The organism is Paracoccus lutimaris (assembly GCF_003337565.1).
Taxonomy (GTDB): Bacteria; Pseudomonadota; Alphaproteobacteria; order Rhodobacterales; family Rhodobacteraceae; genus Paracoccus; species Paracoccus lutimaris.
In genome coordinates, this window is the sequence record NZ_QPJL01000008.1 from 1 (window position 1) to 21,624 (window position 21,624).

Genomic DNA, 21,624 nt, shown 5'->3' on the forward strand with positions numbered 1-21,624 from the left:
ACTAGCATTGACGCCATCATAACACGCAGAACATAACCACTGGGTGGGTCAGTTCTCGGTGACAATGCCGGGTCAAATCTCAGTGGCAATCAACAGGCTGATCGACGATGCACTGGCCTCAGGCGATGCCGAGCGGATGAAGGACGCGCTTCAGGAACTGAAGCGGCTGCAGGCGCCCTATCTGAACTGGACGGGCAAGGCGGAGCGGACGAGCGTCGAAGTCGATACCGTCTCGCTCCATGTCCATGAACGGGTGGACCCGGCGACGATCCTTGCCAATGCGGCGACGCGGCTGAAGGGGAAGGATTCCGCGACGCAATGGCGGCAACCGGACCTGTTCGCAGCGCCGTTCGAGAACCTGCCGCTGCGCCAGGCGCTGGATTTCTACCACCACGAAAAGGGCTGGTCGAACCGGCTGGTGGCGGGCGACAGCCTGCTGGTCATGAACTCGCTCCTGACCAAGGAGAGCATGGGCGGCAAGGTTCAGATGATCTACATCGACCCGCCCTACGGCATCAAATACGGGTCGAATTTTCAGCCCTTCACCAACAAGCGCGACGTGAAGGACCGCTCGGACGAGGACCTCACCCAGGAGCCCGAGATGATCAAGGCATTTCGGGACACCTGGGAACTCGGCATCCACTCCTACCTCACCTATCTGCGCGACCGGCTGATGCTGGCGCGGGAACTGCTTGCGGATTCCGGTTCCGTTTTCATGCAAATATCCGATGACAACCTGCATCACGTCCGAGAAATCATGGATGAGGTGTTTGGGGCCAAACAGGTTGTAGGGATTATCACATTCAAGAAGACGTCTGGAGCAGGAAGTCCCACGGGGGGGACGGAGGTCCTTGCGGAGGTCTCCGATTACCTCGTTTGGTACGCCAAAGACCGGCAGAAGGTGAAATATCGTCAACTCTATCGCGACAAGCAGGTCGGAGGTGATGGCGGCTCTGGCTATTCAATGATGCAGGACGAAAGCGGTGAACGTCGCCGCCTTCGCGACGAGGATAGTCCAGACGCAAGAGCATTTACGCCCGATAATCTGACATCACAGAGCTCGGGTGGACCGCAATTCTTTGACTGGGAATTCGATGGGCAGATTTTCTCAAACACCAAGAGTGGATGGAAGACTACACGCGACGGCATGCAGAAGCTCGGTCGAGCGCGAAAACTTTACGCGGCTGGAAATACCCTTCGCTATGTCCGCTTCATCGACGATTTTCCAAAGTTTCCCATAAATAGGCTTTGGGACGACACTACGACCGCAGGCTTCGGCGATCCCAAGAATTATGTCGTCCAGACCAATTCTAAGGTCATCGAACGCTGCTTGCTGATGACCACCGATCCCGGCGATCTGGTGCTCGATCCCACCTGCGGCTCCGGCACTACCGCCTTCGTCGCCGAGAAATGGGGGCGGCGCTGGATCACCTGCGACACGTCCCGCGTCGCGATTACGCTGGCCAAGCAGCGGCTGATGACCGCCAGCTTCGACTATTACGCGCTCCGCTACAGCCAAGAGGGGCTTGGTGGCGGGTTCGACTATGAGACGGTGCCGCACATCACCCTCAAGAGCATCGCCAACAACCCCGATATCGATACGATCTACGACGAGGACCACCCCAAGATCACGGTGGCGCTGGAGAGCCTCAACGCAGCGCTGATCGCCGCCCCGCCGAGGCCGCTCAAGCCAACGCAGGGCGCGCGCAAGGGCAAGCCGGTGGACTTCGCCAAGGGCGACACACTGCACGAATGGGAGGTGCCCTTCGACTGGCCCGACGATTGGCCCGAGGCTGCCCGCGCGCCATTCGATGCCTTCCACACCGCCCGTCAGGCGATGCAGCGCCGCATGGACCAGTCCATCGCCGACCATGCCGAGCAGGAAACGCTCTACGACAAGCCGCGCATCGACCGATCCAAGCTGCGCATCTGCGGGCCCTTCTCGGTCGAGGCGGTGCCGGCGCCGACCGTCCTGTCGCTGGACGACAGCCTGTCCCCGCAAGAGGCCAACGAGACCGTCGCCCGCTCCGGCGAGACCTCTCGCCAGGCGCTGTGGCGCGACGAACTCTTGAAGACCGGCGTGCGCGGCAAGGGCGGCGCGATGCTTCGCTTCGCCGAGTTCGAGACGCTGCCGGGGCTGAAGCACATCCACGCCAGCGGATCGCTGGCCGAGACGGGCGAACGCGTCGTCGTCAGCTTCGGCCCCGAACACGCGGCGCTGGAGCAGCGGCAGGTGGAACTGGCGCTGACCGAGGCCGAGACCCTGCGCCCGTCGCCCAAGTTCATCCTGTTCTGCGCCTTCACCTTCGACCCCGAGGCAGCAAAGGACATCGACGAGGTGAACTGGCCGGGCGTAACGCTTCTAAAGGCGCAGATGAACACCGACCTGTTGACCGAGGATCTGAAGAAGGGCCGCAGTTCCAACCAGTCGTTCTGGCTGATGGGCCAGCCCGATGTAGACCTGCGCAAGCGCAAGGACGGGTTGTGGGAGGTGCAGGTCAACGGCTTCGACTATTTCGATCCGCGCAAGGGCGATCTGGTCTCGGGCGGCACCAAGCAGATCGCCATGTGGTCGCTTGACGTGGATTACGACAATCGTTCGCTGATGCCGCATCAGGTGTTCTTCCCGATGGCGGATGCGAAGGGCGGCTGGAACCGCCTGCGCAAGACCGTGCGGGCCGAACTGGACGAGGACCTGCTGGAGCAGTTCCACGGCACCGTCTCGCTGCCCTTCGAGGCGGGAGAGAACCGCCGGATCGCGGTCAAGATCGTCGATGATCGCGGGATAGAGTCGCTCAAGATCATGTCGCTGGAGGGATAAGCCCATGTCCCTCATCATCAATTCGCCCTTCGTCTGCCCAGGCCAGCATTGGGTCGAGGCCAAGGGCGGCAAGCTGGAGATCAAGCCTGAGCGACGCCCAGCGAGCTACGAGGTCTTTGACGCGCGCAACAACACCAAGCGCACTGAGGTGCTGGACCTGGTGAACACGATCCGCACCCGCGTGGATCAATGGCGCGACGACGGTTGGCCCGGCGTGACCATCGTCACCCGCAAGCTCTTGGAGCACTGGCACGACCGCGAGGCGCGGCAGCATCCGTTCTACTTCTGCCAGCTCGAGGCCATCGAGACGCTGATCTGGTGGGTCGAAGGTGCCGAGGCCTACAAGCAGGGCATCGCGATCCCCGGCGATGGCGGGGTGTGGGAGCGGCTCTGCAACAAGATGGCGACGGGCGCGGGCAAGACCACGGTGATGGCGATGATCATCACCTGGCAGGTGCTGAACGCGCTGACCTATCCGAAGCGGAACAAGGATTTCAGCCGCGCGGTGTTCATCGTGGCGCCCGGCCTGACCGTGAAGGAGCGGCTGCAGGTGCTGCTGCCCAGCGAGGGCAGCTACTATGATGAGTTCAACCTGTGCCCGTCCGAGGCCCTGCGCCAGAAGCTGAACCATGCGGAGGTGCTGATCGAGAACTGGCACACGCTGATGCCGCTGAAGGAAGCGGAGCGATCCGTGGTGAAGAAAGGGCGCGAGTCCGACGAGGCCTTCACGCGGCGCGTGCTGGGCAAGCTGGCGGCGCACAAGGATATCATCGTCATCAACGACGAGGCGCACCACGCCTACCGCAAGCCGCCCGAGGTGAAGATCAGCAAGAAGCATGCCGAGGAGCATGGCATCGACCTCGACGAGGCAACGCGCTGGATCGAAGGCCTCGACCGCATCCACAAAACCCGGCGCATCCAGCGCTGCTTCGACCTCTCGGCCACGCCTTTCGCGCCGACTGGCAAGAAGAGCACCGACACGGCGCTGTTCGACTGGATCATCTCGGATTTCGGCTTGAACGACGCGATCGAGGCCGGGCTGGTCAAGACGCCGCGCGTCGTTGTCCGCGACGATGCGGTTCCGGATGCCAAGACGCTGCGTTCGAAGCTCTACCACATCTACCGCGACCCGACCGTTTCCGAAGACCTGAACCGCAAGGCCGAAGCGCATGAGGCGCTGCCAAAGCTGGTCCAGGACGCCTATACGCTGCTCGGCGCCGACTGGCGGGAAACCCGGGCGCAATGGCAGGAGGCCGGGCATCATTCCCCGCCGGTCATGCTGACGGTCTGCAACCGCACCGAAACCGCAGCCCGCATCGAGACCTATTTCAACAAGGGCGATGCGCATTGGCCCGAACTGCACGCACCGACACGAACGCTCCGGGTCGATTCCAAGGTGCTGGAGAAGGCTGAGATCGGCGAGACCGCGACATCCGACAAGGATTACGAGGCGCGACTGAAGGCGATCATCGACGCCGCGACCATCCCCGAGACCCGCCGCCAGCAGTTCCGCGCCCTGAAGAAGGAAGAACTGCTGCGCGAGATCGTGGACAATGTCGGGAAGCGGGGAGCGGCCGGACAAGACCTGCAGAACGTCATATCGGTCGCGATGCTGTCTGAGGGATGGGACGCCAAGAACGTCACGCACATCATGGGTCTCCGCGCCTTCACATCCCAGCTGCTCTGCGAACAGGTCGTCGGGCGAGGATTGCGTCGGGTGTCCTACGACACGGACGAGAATGGCCTGTTCCTGCCCGAATACGTCAACGTCTTCGGTGTGCCGCTTTCCATTTCGGAAACAGGCGAAGGCGGGGAAGCTCCGCCGCCTCCGAAGCCGACCACCCAGATCGAAGTCGTGCCCGAGCGGGCCAACCTAGAGCTTCGCTGGCCGAACGTGCTGCGGGTTGAAACGGTCGTGAGACCGCAACTTGCCATGGACTGGGGTAAGGTGACACCGCTCGTGCTCGACCCCGCCAGCACGCCGATCAGCGCGGAACTGGCTCCGGCGCTCGGCGGCGCGACCGACATGGGCAAGGTGACAGCGATTGACCTCGAGAAGCTGCCAGACGGCTTCCGTCTGCAACGTCTTGTTTTTCAGGCAGCACGAAAGGCCTTCGCCGAACTCAGCCACGGTTTTTCGGGTAGCCACGAGTATCTGGCGGCGCAGCTGGTCAGGATCGTCGAGGCGTTCCTCAACTCCGACCGCCTCGACATCCCGTCGCTGTTCCACTCCGACCCGCTTCGGCGGCGGATTCTGATCGCACTCAACATCGACCTTGTCGTTCAGCATGTGCTGAGCAACGTGACCGAGCAGAACACGGAGCGCCTGACGCCGGTGTTCGACGAGGAAAACCCGATCGGCGCCACCGGCCTGATGCGGACCTGGTACACCACCAAGCCGTGCTTTCCGACCACCAAGTCGCATATCAGCCACCTGGTCGGGGATTCGTCCTGGGAGGGACATGCCGCGAACATCTTCGAGATGCGCGAAGACGTCATCGCCTACGCCAAAAACGATCATCTCGGCTTCCAGATCTACTACATGTGGGCCGGTTCACGGCGCCGGTATGTTCCGGATTTCCTCGTGCGCCTTGCCAGCGGCACCATTCTGGCGCTTGAGATCAAGGGCACCGACAGCCCCCAGAACAAGGCCAAGCGGGACGCGTTGCACGAGTGGGTGAAGGCGGTCAACGCGGCGGGCGGGTTCGGCCATTGGGCATGGGATGTCGCGTTCAAACCCGCGGAAATTCAGGACATTGTCACGAAGCACTCAGCCGTTGTGGATCCCGTTTCATAGTGGGATCCGGCGACCATCCGTCGAAGCCCGACCTGACCGCGAATGGCTATCTCGGCAGTTTGGCTTCCCCGCCGGTGTTGGTCGCAAGGAAGGCCTCATCCAGCTTCGGTTCGTCCCATCGTTCGGCGACGGTCAGCCAACGGTCAAGATGATCGCGAAACTCCTGATCGTCAACCTTGAGGTGAAAGGTGTAGAGTCGGTCGACGATCTGTCGCATCAGGCTTCGCATCTGGTCGTCGTCGATGTGTGAAGCATCAGGCCATGGAATCTGGCGGCCGTCGGCATCGGTGATGAACACGTCCGAACAGTCACCCGTGTGGCTGACCGGGACGGTCCCGGCGTGCAGTTTCTCGATCCCCGTGTTGCGCACACAGATCATCGCCATCAGTTTCGCCAGCCGGGCGGCGATGCGCTCCTCGTCGACCGGTTTCATCGTTCCGACCTCTTTGGATCGTCCGACCGCTTCACGAACAACTCGGCGAGAGCCGACTCCGCTCGGGCCAGTCCGGCTTCGGTCAGGGCCAGAGATTTCGCCTTGCCGATCGGATCGTGGATCAGCCCTTTGGCATGCAGCCGGTCGGTGATCGACCAGTCGATCCCTTTCCAGACCCGATTGCCGTCATGCAGCGTCAGGCTGAGGATCGCCAGCGCCGCATCGTCGAGCTTATCGGTGTCGAGCTTCGGTTCCGCCATATATGGACTCCTTCACCGAAAGGATGCCGTCGTTCCCGAAAATTCTCAATGGCGGTATGGATTTGCGTGGCTGGAGGGGGAAGGAACGGGTTGGACGCCTGTTCCGTTCCCCAAGTGCCACTGACATCGAAGTGTTCAGGTGGCGAGAGGAACTGTCCCTATACTTTCAACTAGTTAGGGGCTCTACACTGAATGGGCGCAGTCGAGAGGTCCGGAGAATATGGGCCCTTAGAGAACGTGTCCGGCTGCTGTGGCGAGGACGCCAGTGCAAAGCCCTTCCGACATAACCCTCGAAAACAACGGAAAAATCCGGCCGCAGCCGGATCGGGAGAACGCTTTCGCAAGGTCAAGTGGCGGAGACGAAGGGATTCGAACCCTCGAGACGGTTCCCCGTCTGCACCCTTAGCAGGGGTGTGCCTTCGACCACTCGGCCACGTCTCCGCCGCCTCGTATATGGGGCAAGGAACAAGGAAACAAGGGGTTTTTGGATTGGCTGTCACCGGTCGCATATCGCCACGATTTTCCTCTGCTTTTCGCGGTTTCCTGACCCAGCGCATCTTGGAAACGCCCATCAAGGGTGTACCGCCCCAGCATGCTGCAGATGGTGCGACGGCATTGCGGGCCATGCCGATCAAGGGTGCCGGGCGAAAAATGGGCGCGACGGGCCGCACAACCTCGCGAAACGGCACGGGAACAGCGCGATCGCGGCCGCACTGTATGTCGATGTGACCTGGTTGTGATACAGGCTTGCGCCGGTTCCAGATCGCGCCGATGACCGAGAACCCCACGCTGCCGAGGCCCGGCGCGCGGGAGCGCGCGACGGTCAGCGCCTCGCCCGCTGCCGCTCGCAGCCGGACGGGGTACTCGGCGTCAAAGCAGGATATCCGCCACCGAGGTGATCTCGATTCCGTCGCGGGCAAAGGCCTCTTTTGTGGCACTCTTGCCGCGGCTGCGCGGTTTGGGCATCCGGTCAAGTGCCGACAGGTCGCACAGGTCGATGTCCAACTCGGCACCGATTGCTTCGATCCGGCGCTGGCGGATCGAGAAGATGCCCGGGTCGAGCCGCTCTTCGGGCAGCGTTTCGATCAGATCGGCCTGCTCGAGGACGAACCCCACGGCACCGGGACCATCGGCATCGCTCCAGGCGACGATCTTGTAGAAAGCCAGCGGCACCAGCGCGTCCCGCAGCGGCTTGTCCGCCGTGCCGAATACCGGCCCGTTGAACACCGACAAGCGGCGAAGCTTGGCGCCCTGGGCCGAGATGTGGTTCTCGAGATCGCCCCAAAGCTGAAGATCGGCACCGCTGAAATCGGTCGATTGATTGAGCAGGTAATGCTGGGGCGCGCAATTGGTCCAGAAATAGCTGTCCTTGTTGGCGGCGATGGCCGCATCGCGGGTCGGACCCCGGGCCAGATCGTTGCGGCGCGACAGATGGCCGCGATCATAGTCATTGTTCAGGTAATAGCTGTTGCCCAACTGCGCATCGCGGGGAATGCGCGGATCAAAACGCCAGTTTCCGCCGCCCTCGTTCGAAGACACCTCGACCCGGGCCAGGAAATCGACATTGCAGGCCGACAGATAGGCCAGCCGGCGGCCGGCGCAGATCAGCACGCTATAGCCGTGATACCGCAACTCCTGCCGGTCCCCGGGCCGCGAGGGATGCGAGATCGGCAGCGCGCCGCCAAAGCGGGGCTTGGCCTTTGTCCCGGGCAGCGGCAGGTTGAAGCCAAGGAAATCCGGATCATAGCCCGGCCGATCGGCCATCTCTTCGGGGGTGATCCGTTCAAGAAAGGCGGTCGCGGGCCGTGTCGGCAGCGAGGGCGCGGCGCCGGCCAGCAGATGGCTGCCCTGCACCTGCGCCGCAAGCGAGAGTGTCAGCCGCAGCGGGATATCCAGACTGATCACCTGCTGCCGCCCTTCCGCCGGATCGGGTGCGGCTTCCGCCGGCATGGCCGGTTGCGGCGGCGCCACCGCGACCATGTCCGGCACCACGCTTTCCTTGCGGCCGGGCATCGACCAGCCCGCGGGCGGCCGGGCGGCCAGCGCCGTGTCGACAAAGACCCGCACCGCCGGCTCCAGCGCCGCCAGCCTGATCGCGCCGACGATTCCCGAAACCCGCACCGCCTCATTCGCGACCCAGTCGATATCCTCTTCGCGATCCTGGCCGTCGCGCCACTGGCCGCCGTCCTTGCGCTGCCAGCCGCCCTTGTCATGGGGTCTCGGCACGCCCGAATGATGCAGCGCGACGACCTGCCAGGTGTCGCTGAGCACCGGCGAGCCCGACGAACCCTTGTCGGTATCGGCCTCGTAATGCAGGAACGATCCCATCATCTCGTCCTTGGGGTCATTGCCCGTCCGCATGTCCAGCACGCGGTTGTTGCGCAGGACGACCTGCTTTTCGGCGCCGCGCGGATGCTGGACGATGTTCACGTGATCCTTGTCCGAAATCGAGATCTTGCCCTGCGCCTCGTTCAGCGGCAGCCAGCCGTAATCATCCAGCGACATGCCCAGCGTGCTGGTTCCGGCCACCGCGACCAGCGCAAAGTCCAGTTCCTCGTCGGCCAGAAAGAACCTGTCGGGCTGCAGTGCGAATTCCTGCGGCGCGCGCGGGGCACCGAACAGGCGCAGCTCGTAATCCATCTGCAGCGCGCAGCGCGCGGCCCGCCGGTCCGAGGTCAGCACATGCTGATTGGTCAGCAGCAGCCCCGGACCCACCATGAAGCCCGTGCCAAGCGCCTGCCGCGCGCCGGGGGTCTCGATCAGGATGCGCCCGACGCTGCGGGCCGCCAGCGCGCCGCGTTCGAGAAACTCGACCGAAAGGAAATCGGCGGTGCCGATCAGCGCCTCATTCACGATCTGGTCGGTCAGTTCCTCGGCGACGACCGGGGTTGGCCGCTCGACCAGGCCGCGCAGCACCCGGTTCGACGGCATGTGCCAGGGCTCGGCCGCGCGCCGAACCTCGTCCACCAGAACATTGACCCGCGCCGCCAGCCGCGAAGGGGTGTCTGCCAGCGTGGGCTTGCCCTCGCGCAGGGCCTCGCTGCGGCCATCGCGAACCTTGGACCGGGCCAGCCAGCGCGACAATGCCTGCTGCGCCCGATCTAGCGCACCGGGATCGAAGTCGTCTTCCTTGCCCATCGCTGCCTCCCCGCGTCACAATGACTTTGAAAATAATCCCTTTAGATTTACCACGAATTCGTAGCGCTTCGCACCAGAAACGACGCGCTCGGTCCCCGCTGCGTTTGAGAATCGACCTGATTTGGTTTATCATCTCGGCACGTTCACGGGGGATCGGCCCGATGAAGTTTGCATTGTTACCTTTCGCCGGCAGAAATTTTCCCAACGCCTTGCCCGAAGCGGCAACCGGCATTGATAATGCACGCGAAACCGCCGAACGGGGCAGGGCGGTCGAGGCCGAAGGCGGCTTCTGGGTCGGGTTGGGCGGTGACATGTTCGTCTGCTCGGCGAACGGGAAATGGAACGCGATTGCCGAACGGCTCGAGATTGCCAGCCCCTCGGATGCAGGGCGCAAATCCGACCTGCATCTGGTCATGCAGACCGGCCGCGGGTTCCAGAACGCCTATCCAGACGCGCATGTGCTGGCGGACAAGGGCCGCTACCTGATCGTCGAATTCGATCGCGCCGAGGCGCAAGAGCTGGGAGACAGCCGCGCCCCGCTCTTTGCCATCCGTCCCTTGCCCGAAAATGCCGTGGTCTATGCGCCGCGGCCCCGGCGCGGGGTCGACCGCTTGCCGGCCCCTGCGGTCATGGCGGCGGTCGCGGCGGTCACCCGTCCCGATTTTGAGGCGGCGGTGACGCGGCTTGCCTCATTCACCACCCGGCTTTCGACCAGTGCCGATTTCCGCGCCGCCGCCGAATGGGCGCGTGCCCGGTTCGAGGCGCTCGGCCTGGCCGCAAGGACCAGCGGCATCGCCGTCGGCAGCGCGGCGAGCCTGAACGTGATCGCGACCAAGGCGGGAACCGGCGCCCAGGCCGGTGCCGTGCTGGTGGTCGCGCATCTTGATTCCGTCAATCACGGTGGCGGCGCGTCGGCGGCGGCGCCCGGTGCCGATGACAATGCCAGCGGCGCGGCCGGTGTGCTGACGCTGGCCGCCGCGATGGCGCCGCATGAATTTGCCCATGATCTCGTCTTCATCCTGTTTGGCGGCGAAGAACAGGGGTTGCTGGGGTCGCGCCAGTATATCGCCGAGCTTCCCGAAGCCGAGCGCCGCCGCATCCGGGCGGTGCTGAACATGGACATGATCGGCTGCGTCAACAGCCAGCCGCCGACGGTCATGCTTGAGGGCGCGGCGCTGAGCCAGGGCATCATCGACGCCCTTGCCGAGGCGGCCGAGGCCCATACCACGCTGGCAATCCAGACCTCGCTCAATCCGTTTGCCAGCGACCATGTCCCCTTCATTGAGGCCGGCATTCCGGCCGTCCTGACCATCGAGGGGGCGGATAGTGCCAATGAGGCGATCCATTCGGGCCATGACACGCTGGACCGGCTGGATATGGATTACGCCACCCAGGTCCTGCGCATGAATGCGGGCTGGCTGGCCGCCGAGGCCGGAATTGCGGCGGCAAGCCAGCCGGATACGGTGCCGGGTGGCATGCCGGGCAACCTGCCGGTCCCGCCCGCCGGCTGCGGCTGCGGCTGCGGGGCTGGGGTCTCGCCGGCAGAGGCAAGCGCGAAAGTTCATCGAAACCAGGTGACCGGGCATTATCAGGCGCTGTTTGCGCAATATGCTCGGCTCAACCGCGACGGCCGGCTCAGCCCGGGCGATCGGGCCGAATGGCAGTCTGCCCTGCTTGCCTGTGGCCAACTCGACCAGCCGCGATGACGGCAGGGTCGATGCGCAGCCGGCACCCGCGACCCGGACGCCGGCGGAGCCGGAAAGGCTGAAGGGCGGCATGTGCCGCCGCAAGGAGACGGGAGCCATGAAAGACGAGGCGGAACTGTGTCGCGACTGGGTCGAGATCCACGAGGAGAGCGGCGGCGACGTGATGGTCTTTCGGCCATCCAGCGACATTCTGCCGCCCTCGCGCCGGGTCAGGCGCAGGCTTGAACTGGCCAGCTCGGGCGCGGCGACGGGCAAGGCGGCGGGCCCGAACGACGCGCCCGTCGCCGAAAGCGCCGGCTCCTGGAGCCGCGAGGGTCGGACGCTGCATGTCGCATTGCCCGGCTGGAGCGGGGATTACGACATCAGCGAACTGACGGATGATCGTCTTGTCCTGAAAAAGCGCTGATCCTTGCGTCGATGAACCATGAAATGCAGGCCGCCGCCGTTTCGGCGGGTGGAGGGGCCTATCATATTGGAGTAGTCAGATGACTGAGGACAACCTTCCGACCAGACGCGAATGCGGCACGATGCAGGTGCATCGCCGCCTTCTCGACACCGACCCGAGCTATGCCCGGCGTCTTGACCGCATCGAGGAACAGGCCTTCCGCGCCCGCGAGGGAATGATGGTCCTGCGCCCCGGCTGCACCCGCATCCCGGTGGTGGTGCATGTGGTGTGGAAAACCACGGCGCAGAACATCTCGCAGGCGCAGATCGACAGCCAGATCGAGGTGCTGAATCGCGACTTCCGCAAGCGCAACCCGGATGTTTCCGGCGTTCCGGCGGCCTTTTCCGCGCTGGCGGCGGATGGAAGGCTGGAATTCGCGCTGGCCACGCGCGATCCGCAGAACAATCCCCATAGCGGTGTGATCCGCGTGCAAACGACGCGGGACAGCTTTGGCTCGGATGATGCGGTCAAACGCGCCGCGACCGGCGGCTCGGATGCCTGGCCCAGCGACGAATATCTCAATATCTGGGTCTGCCAGCTTTCGGGCGGGCTTCTGGGCTATGCCCAGTTTCCGGGCGGCCCGGCGGCGACCGATGGCGTGGTCATCACCCATACCGGCTTTGGCACCACCGGAAGCGCGGCCACGCCCTTCAACCTTGGCCGCACCACCACGCATGAAATCGGCCATTGGCTGAACCTGCGCCATATCTGGGGCGATGACGGCACCGGCTGCTCGGGGTCGGATTTCGTCGATGACACACCCAATCAGGGCGGCCCGAACTATGAGGTGCCGACCTTCCCGACGATCTCGTGCAGCAATGGCCCGAATGGCGACATGTTCATGAATTACATGGATTATGTCGATGACCGCGCGATGTTCATGTTCACCGAGGGCCAGGTCACGCGGATGCATGCCTGTCTGGACGGGCCGCGCAGCGCGATCGGGGAATCGATCTCGTGCAGCGGTCTGACACCCAAGATTCCGATCAAGGAACAGCCCAAGGACGTCATCAAGGACCAGATCAAGGAACCGCCAAAGGACACGTTCAAGGATTTCCCCAAAGATCCGCCCAAGGATCCGCCAAAGGACATCCCGAAGGACATCCCGAAGGACCTGCCCAAGGACCGGCCCAAGGATTTCATCAAGGACCGCCCCAAGGATTTCGGCAAGGACTCTCCGAAGGATATTCCCAAGGACCGGCCCAAAGACTTCATCAAGGATCGGCCCAAGGACTTCGGTAAGGACTCTCCGAAGGATTTCGGCAAGGATCTTCCGAAGGACGGCCCCTTCGATCCTGGCCCGAAAACGGTATTCGAGCCGCCCGTCGATCCGAAGGGCGCGATGGAGCCGCCATTCCAGCCGCCCTTTGTCGGCACGCCCGTGGTCAACGTGCCCTTCGGCGGTGCGCAGGGGCAGCAACCCGGCGCGACCCCCTTCGTGCTGGGCACGAGCGGCTCGCAGGATGCGGCGCATCAGCATGCGCCGGATCCGCAGGCCGGATTGCTGGCCCATTACGCGACGATCCTGCAAAGCTATGCCGGCCTTTATCAGCGCGGGCAGCTGGACGAGCAGGGGCTGAGCGCCTGGCAACAGGCCTATGAGGCCTGGCAGCAGCTTGGCGGGCAATGACATGCAGCATCGGGAAACCCGGCCCGGTCCGGGTTTCCCCCTTTCCGACAGGGCGGGCTTGCGGTGATCTTGATCATTTCCTTTGTGGACAACGAACATGTGCGTCGTGTGGTCCAGCACTTGACCATGCCTCATGAGATCATCGATCTGGGCTGGTTTCCCTCGCTGATGCGGATGCATGCCTTTGCCGGCGCGCAGGCCGATGCCTTCTTTCTGGACCTGCCCGACGGCCGCCGGCTGGCGCTGGACGAGGTCGGCGCGGTCTGGCACCGCCGCATCCGCAGCTTCACCCTTGATCCGGCATTGACGGACGAGGTCTCGCGCACCTTTGCCTGGTCGGAATGTACCGAGGCGCTGGACGGGCTGTGGCACGGCATGGGGTGTTTCTGGATGAACCCGCCCCATGCGGATGAACGCGCGCTGAAAAAGGTCTATCAGCATCGCCTTGCCGGGCGGGTCGGCTTGCGCATCCCCGAGACGCTGGTGACCAACGGTCCCGACGAGGCCCGCGCCTTTGTCGAGGCCCATGCCCGGACCGGCGTCATCCGCAAGGCGTTCCGCAATATCCCGCAGGCGCCGCGCGCGACCCTGAAGGTCGGGCCCGAGGAGCTGCGCCAGATCGATGCGGTGCGCTTTGCGCCGGTGATCTTTCAGGAATACATCCCCCTGGCACTGGACCTGCGGGTGACGGTGATCGACGGCGAGATCTTCACCACTGCCTTTCGCTCGACCAGGGAATACGAGGTGGATTACCGCGGCGGGATCGGCAGCGCGGAGGTCTTCCCCCATGACCTGCCCGATGAGGTGGGCGGGAAGCTCTTGGAAATGATGCGGCGGATGGAGCTGCGCTTCGGCGCCGCCGATTTCCGGCTGACCCCCGAAGGCGAATATGTCTTTTTCGAGATCAACCCGGCCGGCGAATATCTGTTCTGCGTCGACCGCACCGGGCAGCCGATCCCGCAGGCCATCGCTGCCGCGCTGGAACGCCATGCCCGCGCCCATGACCGCTGAGGCAGGGCGCGGGACGGGCGGTCAGAGAAGATTGGCCAGAAGCAGCACCCATAGCGACAGCACCACGCCCATCGCCGCGGCATAGGGCCCGTTCCAGATCAGCCCCGCCTGACGCGGCGGCACCTTTCCCAGCGCGCCCGCCAGCAGGACCGAGGCGGTGAAGGGCGAGGTCACGCCGCTGAGTGCCCAGCCTCCGGTGATGGCGGCGACGACGACCGTGGGGCTGACGCCCATTGCCTCGGGGGTGGGCAAAAGCGGGATCATAAGCGAGACCGACAGGATCGGGTTCATCCCCAGCTGCCCGGTCAGCGGGATCACCCAGATCAGCGCGACAAGGATCACCAGCGGCGGCACCGCCGACAGGTCCAGCCCCGCCTGCGCCATTAGCGGCACCAGCAGGAACGACCCGAGGCTGCCGATGAAGGCGGCCATGAACAGCAGCAGGATCTCGCCGCGATAGCCCGGCAATTCGCGGGTGACGAATTGCGCGATGCGCCCGCCGGTATAGGCCAGCGCACCTGCGCCGGCGGGGGCGCGCTGAATGAAGATCCAGATGATGGCGACGGCGGGAACCAGCGACATGACCGCGCCGACCACCTCGACCCCGGTCAGCAGATGCAGGGTGACGACGCCGGCGACGACCACGCCCAGCAGCAGCAGAAGCGGGCGCAGATGGATCAGCCAGCGCCCGCTTTCGATCGCGCGGGACGGCGGCGGATGGGCAAGGCGCGGCTTGAAGGCGGTGTCCAGCGCCCAGCCGCCCAGCATCAGCAGCAGGGCGCTGACCAGGCAGGGCAGGACGACATCGTTCCAGCGCGCCCCCGCCACCAGCGAGATGCTGATGACCATGGAAAAACCAAGGGGCGACCAGCATAGCGTCGCCGCAAAGCCGCGCTGGATCGCGATCAGCATGCGGCGGGTGCGGTGGCGGCGGATCTCGGGGTCGGGCTCGGTTGCGGCACTTTCGGTGGCCAGCGATCCCAGCAGTGCGATCGAGCCGTAAAGCAGGATCAGCCCGAAAAGATGCCCGCCGATGGTCAGCGCCAGATAGCGCAGGCCGGGCGGCTGCCGGGCCAGAAAGCGGCCGGTCTCGACGATTTCCTCGGAGGATACGGCGGCGCTGCGGATCGCGGACAGCGCGGTGAACAGCGCCACGATCAGGCAGCCGCTGCGGATGGCGGCCGTGGTCCCCGCCTGCCAGTCGTCATGGGTGAGCGCCGCCCAGATCACCAGCCCCGCCCCGATCACCACGAAGGCCAGCCGCGAGGGCCGCGCATCAAGGCTGAAGGCCGCGACGGCGGCCAGCGCGAAGATGCCGGCCAGCAGGCTTGCGGGCGCGCCGCCGCCATATTCCACCCAGATCACGCAAAGCATAACCGCCGTCGGCAGGACGCCGGTCAGCCATGCAAGCCGCGCTCTGTCAGGCAAGGGCATCTCGCGCACCGGTAGGGGCGGTCAGGGATCTGGCAAACTGGCACATCGCCGGCGCTCGGGCTGAGGTTTCCGGTGCGGGATGCCCCGGTCGGACCAGCAGAATCGCCGGAACCGGCGTCCATGTCAAATGCCGATCCGCCAGGGGGACGCCGTGCCTGCGGGCGTTGCTTCGCCTTGAACGGCAACTGCCGGCAAGCTGCCCGATAATGGCCGCGCCCTTCGGAATGAGCAGAGGAAAGAGATATGCCGAACAAAGCCACAGTCAGGGGCATCCTGATGGATGCCACACTCGCCCCGATCGCCGAGGGCAAGATCATCGCCACGCTGAACGGATCCGACGTTTTCGACAATGGCATCCGCGTGGTGACGCAAAAGGTCGAGGCCACGACCGGCGCCGCCGGCGAATGGTCCATGGATCTGATCGTCAATGGCGAAGGCGATACCGCCGGCACCACCTGGACCATCGAGGGCTACAACCAGTTTGTCGCCAAGGTCTTCGAGGCGAAGTCGCTGTTCATCCCCCTGGATCTGGACATCACCCTGGGCGATCTGGAAAAGACCAGCGCGCAGAACCTCAAGGCGGCGAAGGATGCCAGCATCGCGCGGCTGATCGTCGTCACCGCCTATAGCGAGTACGAGGCCTTGCCCGAATCGCAGCGCCGCGCCAGCGACCTCGTTCTGGTGAAGGGGGCCTGACATGCCGATCTCCATTCATGGCGGTATCGGCCGCACCGTCTTTGACGGGATCGCGCGCATCTATTCCGGTGGCGAACTGGTGGCGCTGATGGATGCCGCAGGCGGAACGCTGATCGCGCGCGAGGTGACGGCCACGGCGCCCGTCATCATCCAGCAGCCGACGATCCTGCCCGCAGAGGCGGCGCTTGGCGATACCGTCACCCTGAACCTCGGTCTGGCCGAGGCCCATCCGGTGGCCGGCGCCACCTGGGATATTACCCATGACGGCGTCTCGATCGCCGCGACGCTGGACGACGGCACGATGGCGCTGACGCTGAGCGCGCCCGGCACCTATGTCCTGACCGTCAGCTGGAGCAATGACGCCGGCACGGCGACAGCCGAGGCGGTGACGCTGACCGTCGCCGCGGCACTTCCCGATGCGGCGCCGGCCATCGTCACCCAGCCCACGATCGTGCCGGCGGGGGCGGCGATCGGCGATACCGTCACGCTGGATCTTGGTGCGGCGCAGGGCAGGCCGGTGCCCGACGCGAACTGGGACATCACCCGCGACGGTCTGTCGATCAAGGGCAGCGTCGATCCCGAGGCGATGACCCTGTCTCTGGCCGGGCCGGGCACCTACCGGCTGTCCGTGGACTGGAGCAACCGCGCCGGTTCGGCCGCGGCCGTCGCCGCCACGCTGACCGCCGCCGAGGAGCAGCCCGGCGACACCGCGCCCAGCATCACCCGCCAGCCCGCGATCCTGCCGGCAACGGCGGTGATCGGTGACAGCATCACGCTGGATCTGGGGGCTGCGGCAGGGCAGCCGACACCGGCGCCGAGCTGGGACTTTACCCGTGACGGCGTTTCGATCAGGTCCAGCCTCGATCAGGGCGCGCTGACCATGGAGCTGTCCGGCGCGGGCGTCTATGTCCTGACCGTCAGCTGGGCCAACAGCGCCGGTAGCGTGACCGCGCAAAGCGCGACTTTGACCGTTCAGGCGCCGCCAACCGGTCCGGCCGTCAATTACGACACCCAGACGCTGGCCTATTTCGACGCCGCGACAAGCTTTACGGGCAGCGCAACGGATGTGACCGCCGTCACCGCGCGCGGCACCGGCGGCTATGTCTTTCACAAGGAGGGCAGCGGGGCCGCGATCCAGCGCAGCGCCTCGGGCTTTGTCTTTGGCAATGGCTGCTATCTGCAATCGCAGACGCTGACCGGGCAGCCGATGACCGATGGCCTCTTTGCCGTGGTCGACTGCACGCTGACCAGCTATGGCACGACCGTAGGCCAGATCCTCGAGGGCGCGGGCGGGCATGTGAAGCTGCGCGACAATGCCGGCCGGCTGCAGGTCGTCGGGCAGGATGATTCCGCCGTCGGCATCATACTGGGATCGGTCTTCTATGGCAGCCGTGTGATCGTCGCCGGGCTTCTTGACGATGTGCTGAATCTGGTCGGCGGGATCAATGTCGCCGGCGGCGATGTCTCGGCGGCCCATGCGGGCATCACCGATCCGGACCTGACCCGGGTGCTGACCGGCCGCTATGTGAACGGCACCATCCACCGCCTAGCCATCGTCGGCCGCGCCGAGGGCCAGGCCTGGCCCGTCACCATGCGCGAGGTCTACGAGGATTTTCAGCAGGGGGAGTGACGGCCCCGAGGCCGACCGTCACGTCGCTGGAGATCATGCCCGTCTATGGGCAAAGTGAAAACCGCTCGCGCAACGATGCGCCGGCGATTGCGGCCGCGCTGGACGCGGCGGCGGCCGAGCAGGTCTACTACACCTATGGCATGATCGACACCCAGGGCGCGCTGGTCGGCGTGAATGGTGCGGGTTGGGCCGGTGCCGCGCTGAACAATATCGACCAGGGCGTGCAGGCCCGGGGCTTTGCCGCGGCCTCGGGGTTGCGGCTGGTCTCGCCGGCTTTCACGCTGCAACATGCGCGGGCGGCACGTCAACGCGATCTGGGCCTTGTCGAGCGGGGGGTGGTGATCGCCGATCACGGCTATGGCGGGCGCTTGATCCATGAATGGATCCCGACCGGCGCCAGCCCGCTGGGGCGCAACCAGCTTTACTGGATGCGCGAAAGCAAGCGCCTGGCCGATGCGTTCGGTGTGGCGATCAGCTGCCCCTATACGTTCCTGTTTCAGGGCTCATCGGCAAAGGACCAGCCCGGCCCGGACTATCGCGCCGATTTCGAGGCGGCCCATGGCGCGACCGTAGCGCAGGCGCTGGATCTCTTCGGGGCGGCGCCGCGGCTGGTGGTGGTGGTCAATGGCGGCGACGTGAACACGCTGGCCGATCTTTACGCCACGCCGGGCGTGCAATACCGCATCGCGCTGGATCATGGCGGCATCATCGCCGGCTGGCAGCGCATCTATGCGATCATGGATCAGAACATCCATATTGATGGCCGCGTGCGCACGCTGATCGGTGAGACCAGCGAATGGGCGATCGCCGAGGTCGAGGCGGGCAATGACTGGAACATCACCTATGCGGTCGCGAAGTCCGGCGCCTCCGTCACGGTCAGCTTCGCGCTGCGCCCGGGCGAGACGCTGCTTGAGCGGGTCGGGCTTTACGACGCCTATGGCGGCGCCGCCACCTGTCCGCATTACGGCTTCGAGGCGGCAGGCGGCATCGTCAGCGCCGTGGCCGATCTTCAGGGCAACAGCGTCACGCTGACGCTGGCCGACCCGAATGCGGCCTGGCTGCGCTTTGCCCATCAGGTGCAGGACTGCTCGGCGATGACGGATGCGTCGGGGCTGTCGATGTCGGCGCATCGCACGACATTGTTCGCAAGCCACAGCCGCCCCAGCCGCTTCGTTTCCGGCGAGACGCTCTGGCGTTCGCTGCCGGGCTTTCGCGGCAGCTTGCAGGGCGACCTGTTCCAGCCCGATGCCGGTGCCTGAGCTTCGCTGAAGGATGCGCGCGCGCCCGACCGGCCAGATCGCCGGTCGGGCTTTTTTCTGATGGCGTGCAGACGCCCGTGCTGCTGCGGAAATCTACGGTGCGGTCAGGTTTTGCATGGACATGGCGGCGCAGGCTGAAAAGACTGGCGCCGATTCGCAAGGCAGAGGCGCGCATGAACCTGACCATCGACGAGGCCCTGACGCAGGGCGGTGCCGGAGATTTCCAGCGGCGCCTTCTGGGCATATTCGGGCTGGTCTGGGCGGCGGATGCGATGCAGGTCATCGCCATCGGCTTTACCGCCGCCTCGATTGCCGCAAGTTTCGGGCTGACCGTGCCGCAGGCCTTGCAGACCGGCACACTGTTCTTTCTGGGCATGTTCGCGGGGGCGGCGCTGTTTGGCCGCATCGCCGACCGGGTCGGGCGGCGCAAGGTCCTGCTTCTGACCGTGGCTTGCGACGCGATCTTCGGCCTTGCCTCGGTCTTTGCGCCGGATTTCGCCACGCTTCTGGTCCTGCGCTTTCTGACCGGCATGGCGGTGGGCGGCACGCTGCCCGTCGATTACGCGATGATGGCCGAGTTCCTGCCGCCGAAGAACCGCGGCCGCTGGCTGGTCTGGCTTGAGGGCTTCTGGGCGGTTGGCACCATCGTGATCGCGCTGACCGCCTGGCTCGCGCATCTGGCCGGCGCCGCCGATGCCTGGCGCTGGATCTTTGCCGTCGCGGCCTTTCCGGCGCTGATCGGGATCTGGCTGCGGCTCTGGGTGCCGGAATCGCCGATGTATCTGTTGCGCAAGGGTGACGAGGCCGGCGCGCGCGCGGTGGTCAACCGGGTGCTGGCCGCGAATGGCAGCCACCCCCTTGCCGATGAGGACCGTCTGGCCGCGCTGCCCGCGCCGGGCGCGGATCAGGGCCTGTTCGGGCCCGCGTTGCGCCGGCGCAGCCTTGGCATCTTTGCGACCTGGTTTCTGGTCTCGTTGTCCTATTACGGGGTCTTTGTCTGGCTGCCCTCGGAACTGGTCAAGGGCGGCCTTGGTTTTGTGCGCGGCTATGGCTTTTTGCTGCTGATGGCACTGGCGCAGGTGCCGGGCTATGCGCTGGCCGCGCATGGGGTCGAGCGCTGGGGCCGCAAGCCGACATTGCAGATCTTCCTGATCCTCAGCGCCGCGGGCTGTCTTTTGTTCATCACCGCCACGGGGCCATGGCTGGTCGCGGCCTCGCTTTTGCTGATGAGCTTTGCCCTGCTGGGCACATGGGGCGCGCTTTACGCATATACGCCCGAGCTTTACCCGACCGGGCTGCGCGGCACCGGCATGGGCACGGCCAGTGCTGTGGCGCGGGTCGGCGGGCTGCTGGCGCCCTCGCTGCTGGGCATGGTGGTGGCGCGGGGCTTTGGCGTCGCCATCGGGGTTTTTGCGGCATTGCTGCTGCTGGCGGCGCTGGTGACGCTGGTCATTCCGGCCGAAACGCGGGACCGCGCGATCTCGTGACGCCCATGTGACGTGCTGCCGCAGTTTTTATCTAACCCCTTGCACATTGGAATGTCTGCATTATTCTGCCCCCACCCGACCTGTCTTGCGCCCTGCGAAACGGGCGTATCCCATGGGACAAGCGGGTGAGGGAGGGACGATCCGGATGCCATCTATCGACCCCGTCGATCCGGTCATTTCCGCGCCTTGCGCGCAACCGGGGGGGCGCCATTTCCTTATGCCATTTTCCGTTGTGAAAGAGGACTGATTGATGCTGAAACCGACATTTCTGGCCCTTGGCCTGGCGCTGAGCCTGGCCGGCTGCGCCACTTCAAACTGGGAGACCGCCTATGAGCAGGTCGATCCCGCGCAATCGGCAAGCTGGCGTCTGGCTGCGGTCGATGTCTCTGCCCCCGCCTCGCTGACCACCAGCGATGTCGACGGCTATACGCCCGATTTCGACATCGTCTGGCATGGCGAGCCTGCCGGCGACCGCCACGCGCAGGCCGCCGCCATCATCAAGGAAGGGATCGAGCGGGGCGCCCGCAGCGCGCTGCATGGCCGCAAGGGCGTGCGCATCGTCGCCACCATCACCCAGTTCCACGCCATCACCCCGACCGTGCGCCGGATGCACACCGTGGGCGTTCACAACATCCAGTATACCGTGCAGGTCTTTGACGCCCATAGCGGCGCTGCCCTGACCGAGCCGCAGAACATCAAGGCCGAATTCCCGGCGCTGGTCGGCAAGGCCGGTGACGATGCCGATGCGGCGCGCAATACCCAGCGCGTGCAGATTGTGAACCATGTCGCCGCCGTTACCCAGAACTGGCTGGGCAAGGGTGCCGATCCGCGCGGCAAATACTCGCGTCTTGGCCGCTGAGCATCCGCGAAATCTGTG

General features: G+C 65.1%; 15 protein-coding genes and 1 tRNA gene. 11 read left to right on the forward strand and 5 right to left on the reverse strand.

Translation table 11 applies throughout. The features are described 5' to 3' along the window. The first annotated feature begins 82 nt into the window (after positions 1-82). Complete coding sequence (locus tag DFP89_RS08940; protein ID WP_245948632.1) at positions 83-2,821, forward strand: site-specific DNA-methyltransferase; 2,739 nt, start codon at positions 83-85, stop codon at positions 2,819-2,821. A gap of 4 nt (positions 2,822-2,825) precedes the next feature. Next, positions 2,826-5,618: a BPTD_3080 family restriction endonuclease gene (locus tag DFP89_RS08945; protein WP_114349050.1), complete on the forward strand. Its 2,793-nt coding sequence runs from the start codon at positions 2,826-2,828 to the stop codon at positions 5,616-5,618. Between the two features lie 46 nt (positions 5,619-5,664). Here the strand turns inward: DFP89_RS08945 and DFP89_RS08950 are convergent, their stop codons facing one another. The 4 genes from DFP89_RS08950 to DFP89_RS08965 form a co-directional block, all read right to left on the reverse strand. Continuing rightward, positions 5,665-6,051 (reverse strand): hypothetical protein, encoded by a 387-nt coding sequence (locus DFP89_RS08950; protein ID WP_114349051.1) that lies wholly within the window; start codon positions 6,049-6,051, stop codon positions 5,665-5,667. Then, positions 6,048-6,311 carry a DUF6429 family protein gene (locus DFP89_RS08955; RefSeq protein ID WP_114349052.1) on the reverse strand — a complete coding sequence of 88 codons (264 nt, stop codon included), beginning with the start codon at positions 6,309-6,311 and terminating at the stop codon, positions 6,048-6,050. Before DFP89_RS08955 ends, DFP89_RS08950 begins: the two co-directional genes overlap by 4 nt. A 351-nt stretch (positions 6,312-6,662) precedes the next feature. Next, a tRNA-Ser gene (locus tag DFP89_RS08960) sits at positions 6,663-6,752 on the reverse strand. Between the two features lie 429 nt (positions 6,753-7,181). Continuing rightward, positions 7,182-9,449, reverse strand: a complete 2,268-nt coding sequence (locus DFP89_RS08965) for a DNA/RNA non-specific endonuclease (RefSeq protein ID WP_114349053.1) — start codon at positions 9,447-9,449, stop codon at positions 7,182-7,184. A 161-nt stretch (positions 9,450-9,610) separates the two neighbouring features. Between DFP89_RS08965 and DFP89_RS08970 the strand changes: the two genes are divergently transcribed. From DFP89_RS08970 to DFP89_RS08985, 4 genes are all read left to right on the forward strand, one after another. Further along, on the forward strand, positions 9,611-11,155 hold the full coding sequence (locus DFP89_RS08970) for a M28 family metallopeptidase (protein ID WP_181870293.1): 1,545 nt from the start codon (positions 9,611-9,613) through the stop codon (positions 11,153-11,155). A gap of 97 nt (positions 11,156-11,252) precedes the next feature. After that, on the forward strand, positions 11,253-11,561 hold the full coding sequence (locus tag DFP89_RS20125; protein ID WP_147273293.1) for a hypothetical protein: 309 nt from the start codon (positions 11,253-11,255) through the stop codon (positions 11,559-11,561). Between the two features lie 79 nt (positions 11,562-11,640). Further along, positions 11,641-13,230 carry a zinc metalloprotease gene (locus DFP89_RS20505; RefSeq protein ID WP_220269825.1) on the forward strand — a complete coding sequence of 530 codons (1,590 nt, stop codon included), beginning with the start codon at positions 11,641-11,643 and terminating at the stop codon, positions 13,228-13,230. Positions 13,231-13,293: 63 nt separating this feature from the next. Then, positions 13,294-14,241 (forward strand): ATP-grasp domain-containing protein, encoded by a 948-nt coding sequence (locus DFP89_RS08985; RefSeq protein ID WP_114349055.1) that lies wholly within the window; start codon positions 13,294-13,296, stop codon positions 14,239-14,241. A 21-nt stretch (positions 14,242-14,262) separates the two neighbouring features. On the opposite strand, the gene DFP89_RS08990 is transcribed toward DFP89_RS08985, so the two are convergent. Next, on the reverse strand, positions 14,263-15,675 hold the full coding sequence (locus DFP89_RS08990) for a hypothetical protein (protein WP_114349056.1): 1,413 nt from the start codon (positions 15,673-15,675) through the stop codon (positions 14,263-14,265). 243 nt (positions 15,676-15,918) lie between these two features. Between DFP89_RS08990 and DFP89_RS08995 the strand changes: the two genes are divergently transcribed. From DFP89_RS08995 to DFP89_RS09015, 5 genes are all read left to right on the forward strand, one after another. Beyond that, complete coding sequence (locus DFP89_RS08995) at positions 15,919-16,371, forward strand: hypothetical protein (RefSeq protein WP_114349057.1); 453 nt, start codon at positions 15,919-15,921, stop codon at positions 16,369-16,371. A 1-nt stretch (position 16,372) separates the two neighbouring features. Beyond that, entirely contained in the window at positions 16,373-18,001 is a 1,629-nt protein-coding gene (locus tag DFP89_RS09000; RefSeq protein WP_114349058.1) for an immunoglobulin domain-containing protein, read from the forward strand. After that, positions 17,998-19,260, forward strand: a complete 1,263-nt coding sequence (locus tag DFP89_RS09005) for a hypothetical protein (RefSeq protein WP_114349059.1) — start codon at positions 17,998-18,000, stop codon at positions 19,258-19,260. Before DFP89_RS09000 ends, DFP89_RS09005 begins: the two co-directional genes overlap by 4 nt. A gap of 173 nt (positions 19,261-19,433) precedes the next feature. After that, positions 19,434-20,747 (forward strand): MFS transporter, encoded by a 1,314-nt coding sequence (locus DFP89_RS09010; RefSeq protein WP_114349060.1) that lies wholly within the window; start codon positions 19,434-19,436, stop codon positions 20,745-20,747. Positions 20,748-20,997: 250 nt separating this feature from the next. Beyond that, positions 20,998-21,606, forward strand: coding sequence for a DUF6778 family protein (locus tag DFP89_RS09015; RefSeq protein WP_114349061.1), 609 nt, complete (start codon positions 20,998-21,000; stop codon positions 21,604-21,606). The last annotated feature ends 18 nt before the right edge of the window (positions 21,607-21,624 follow it).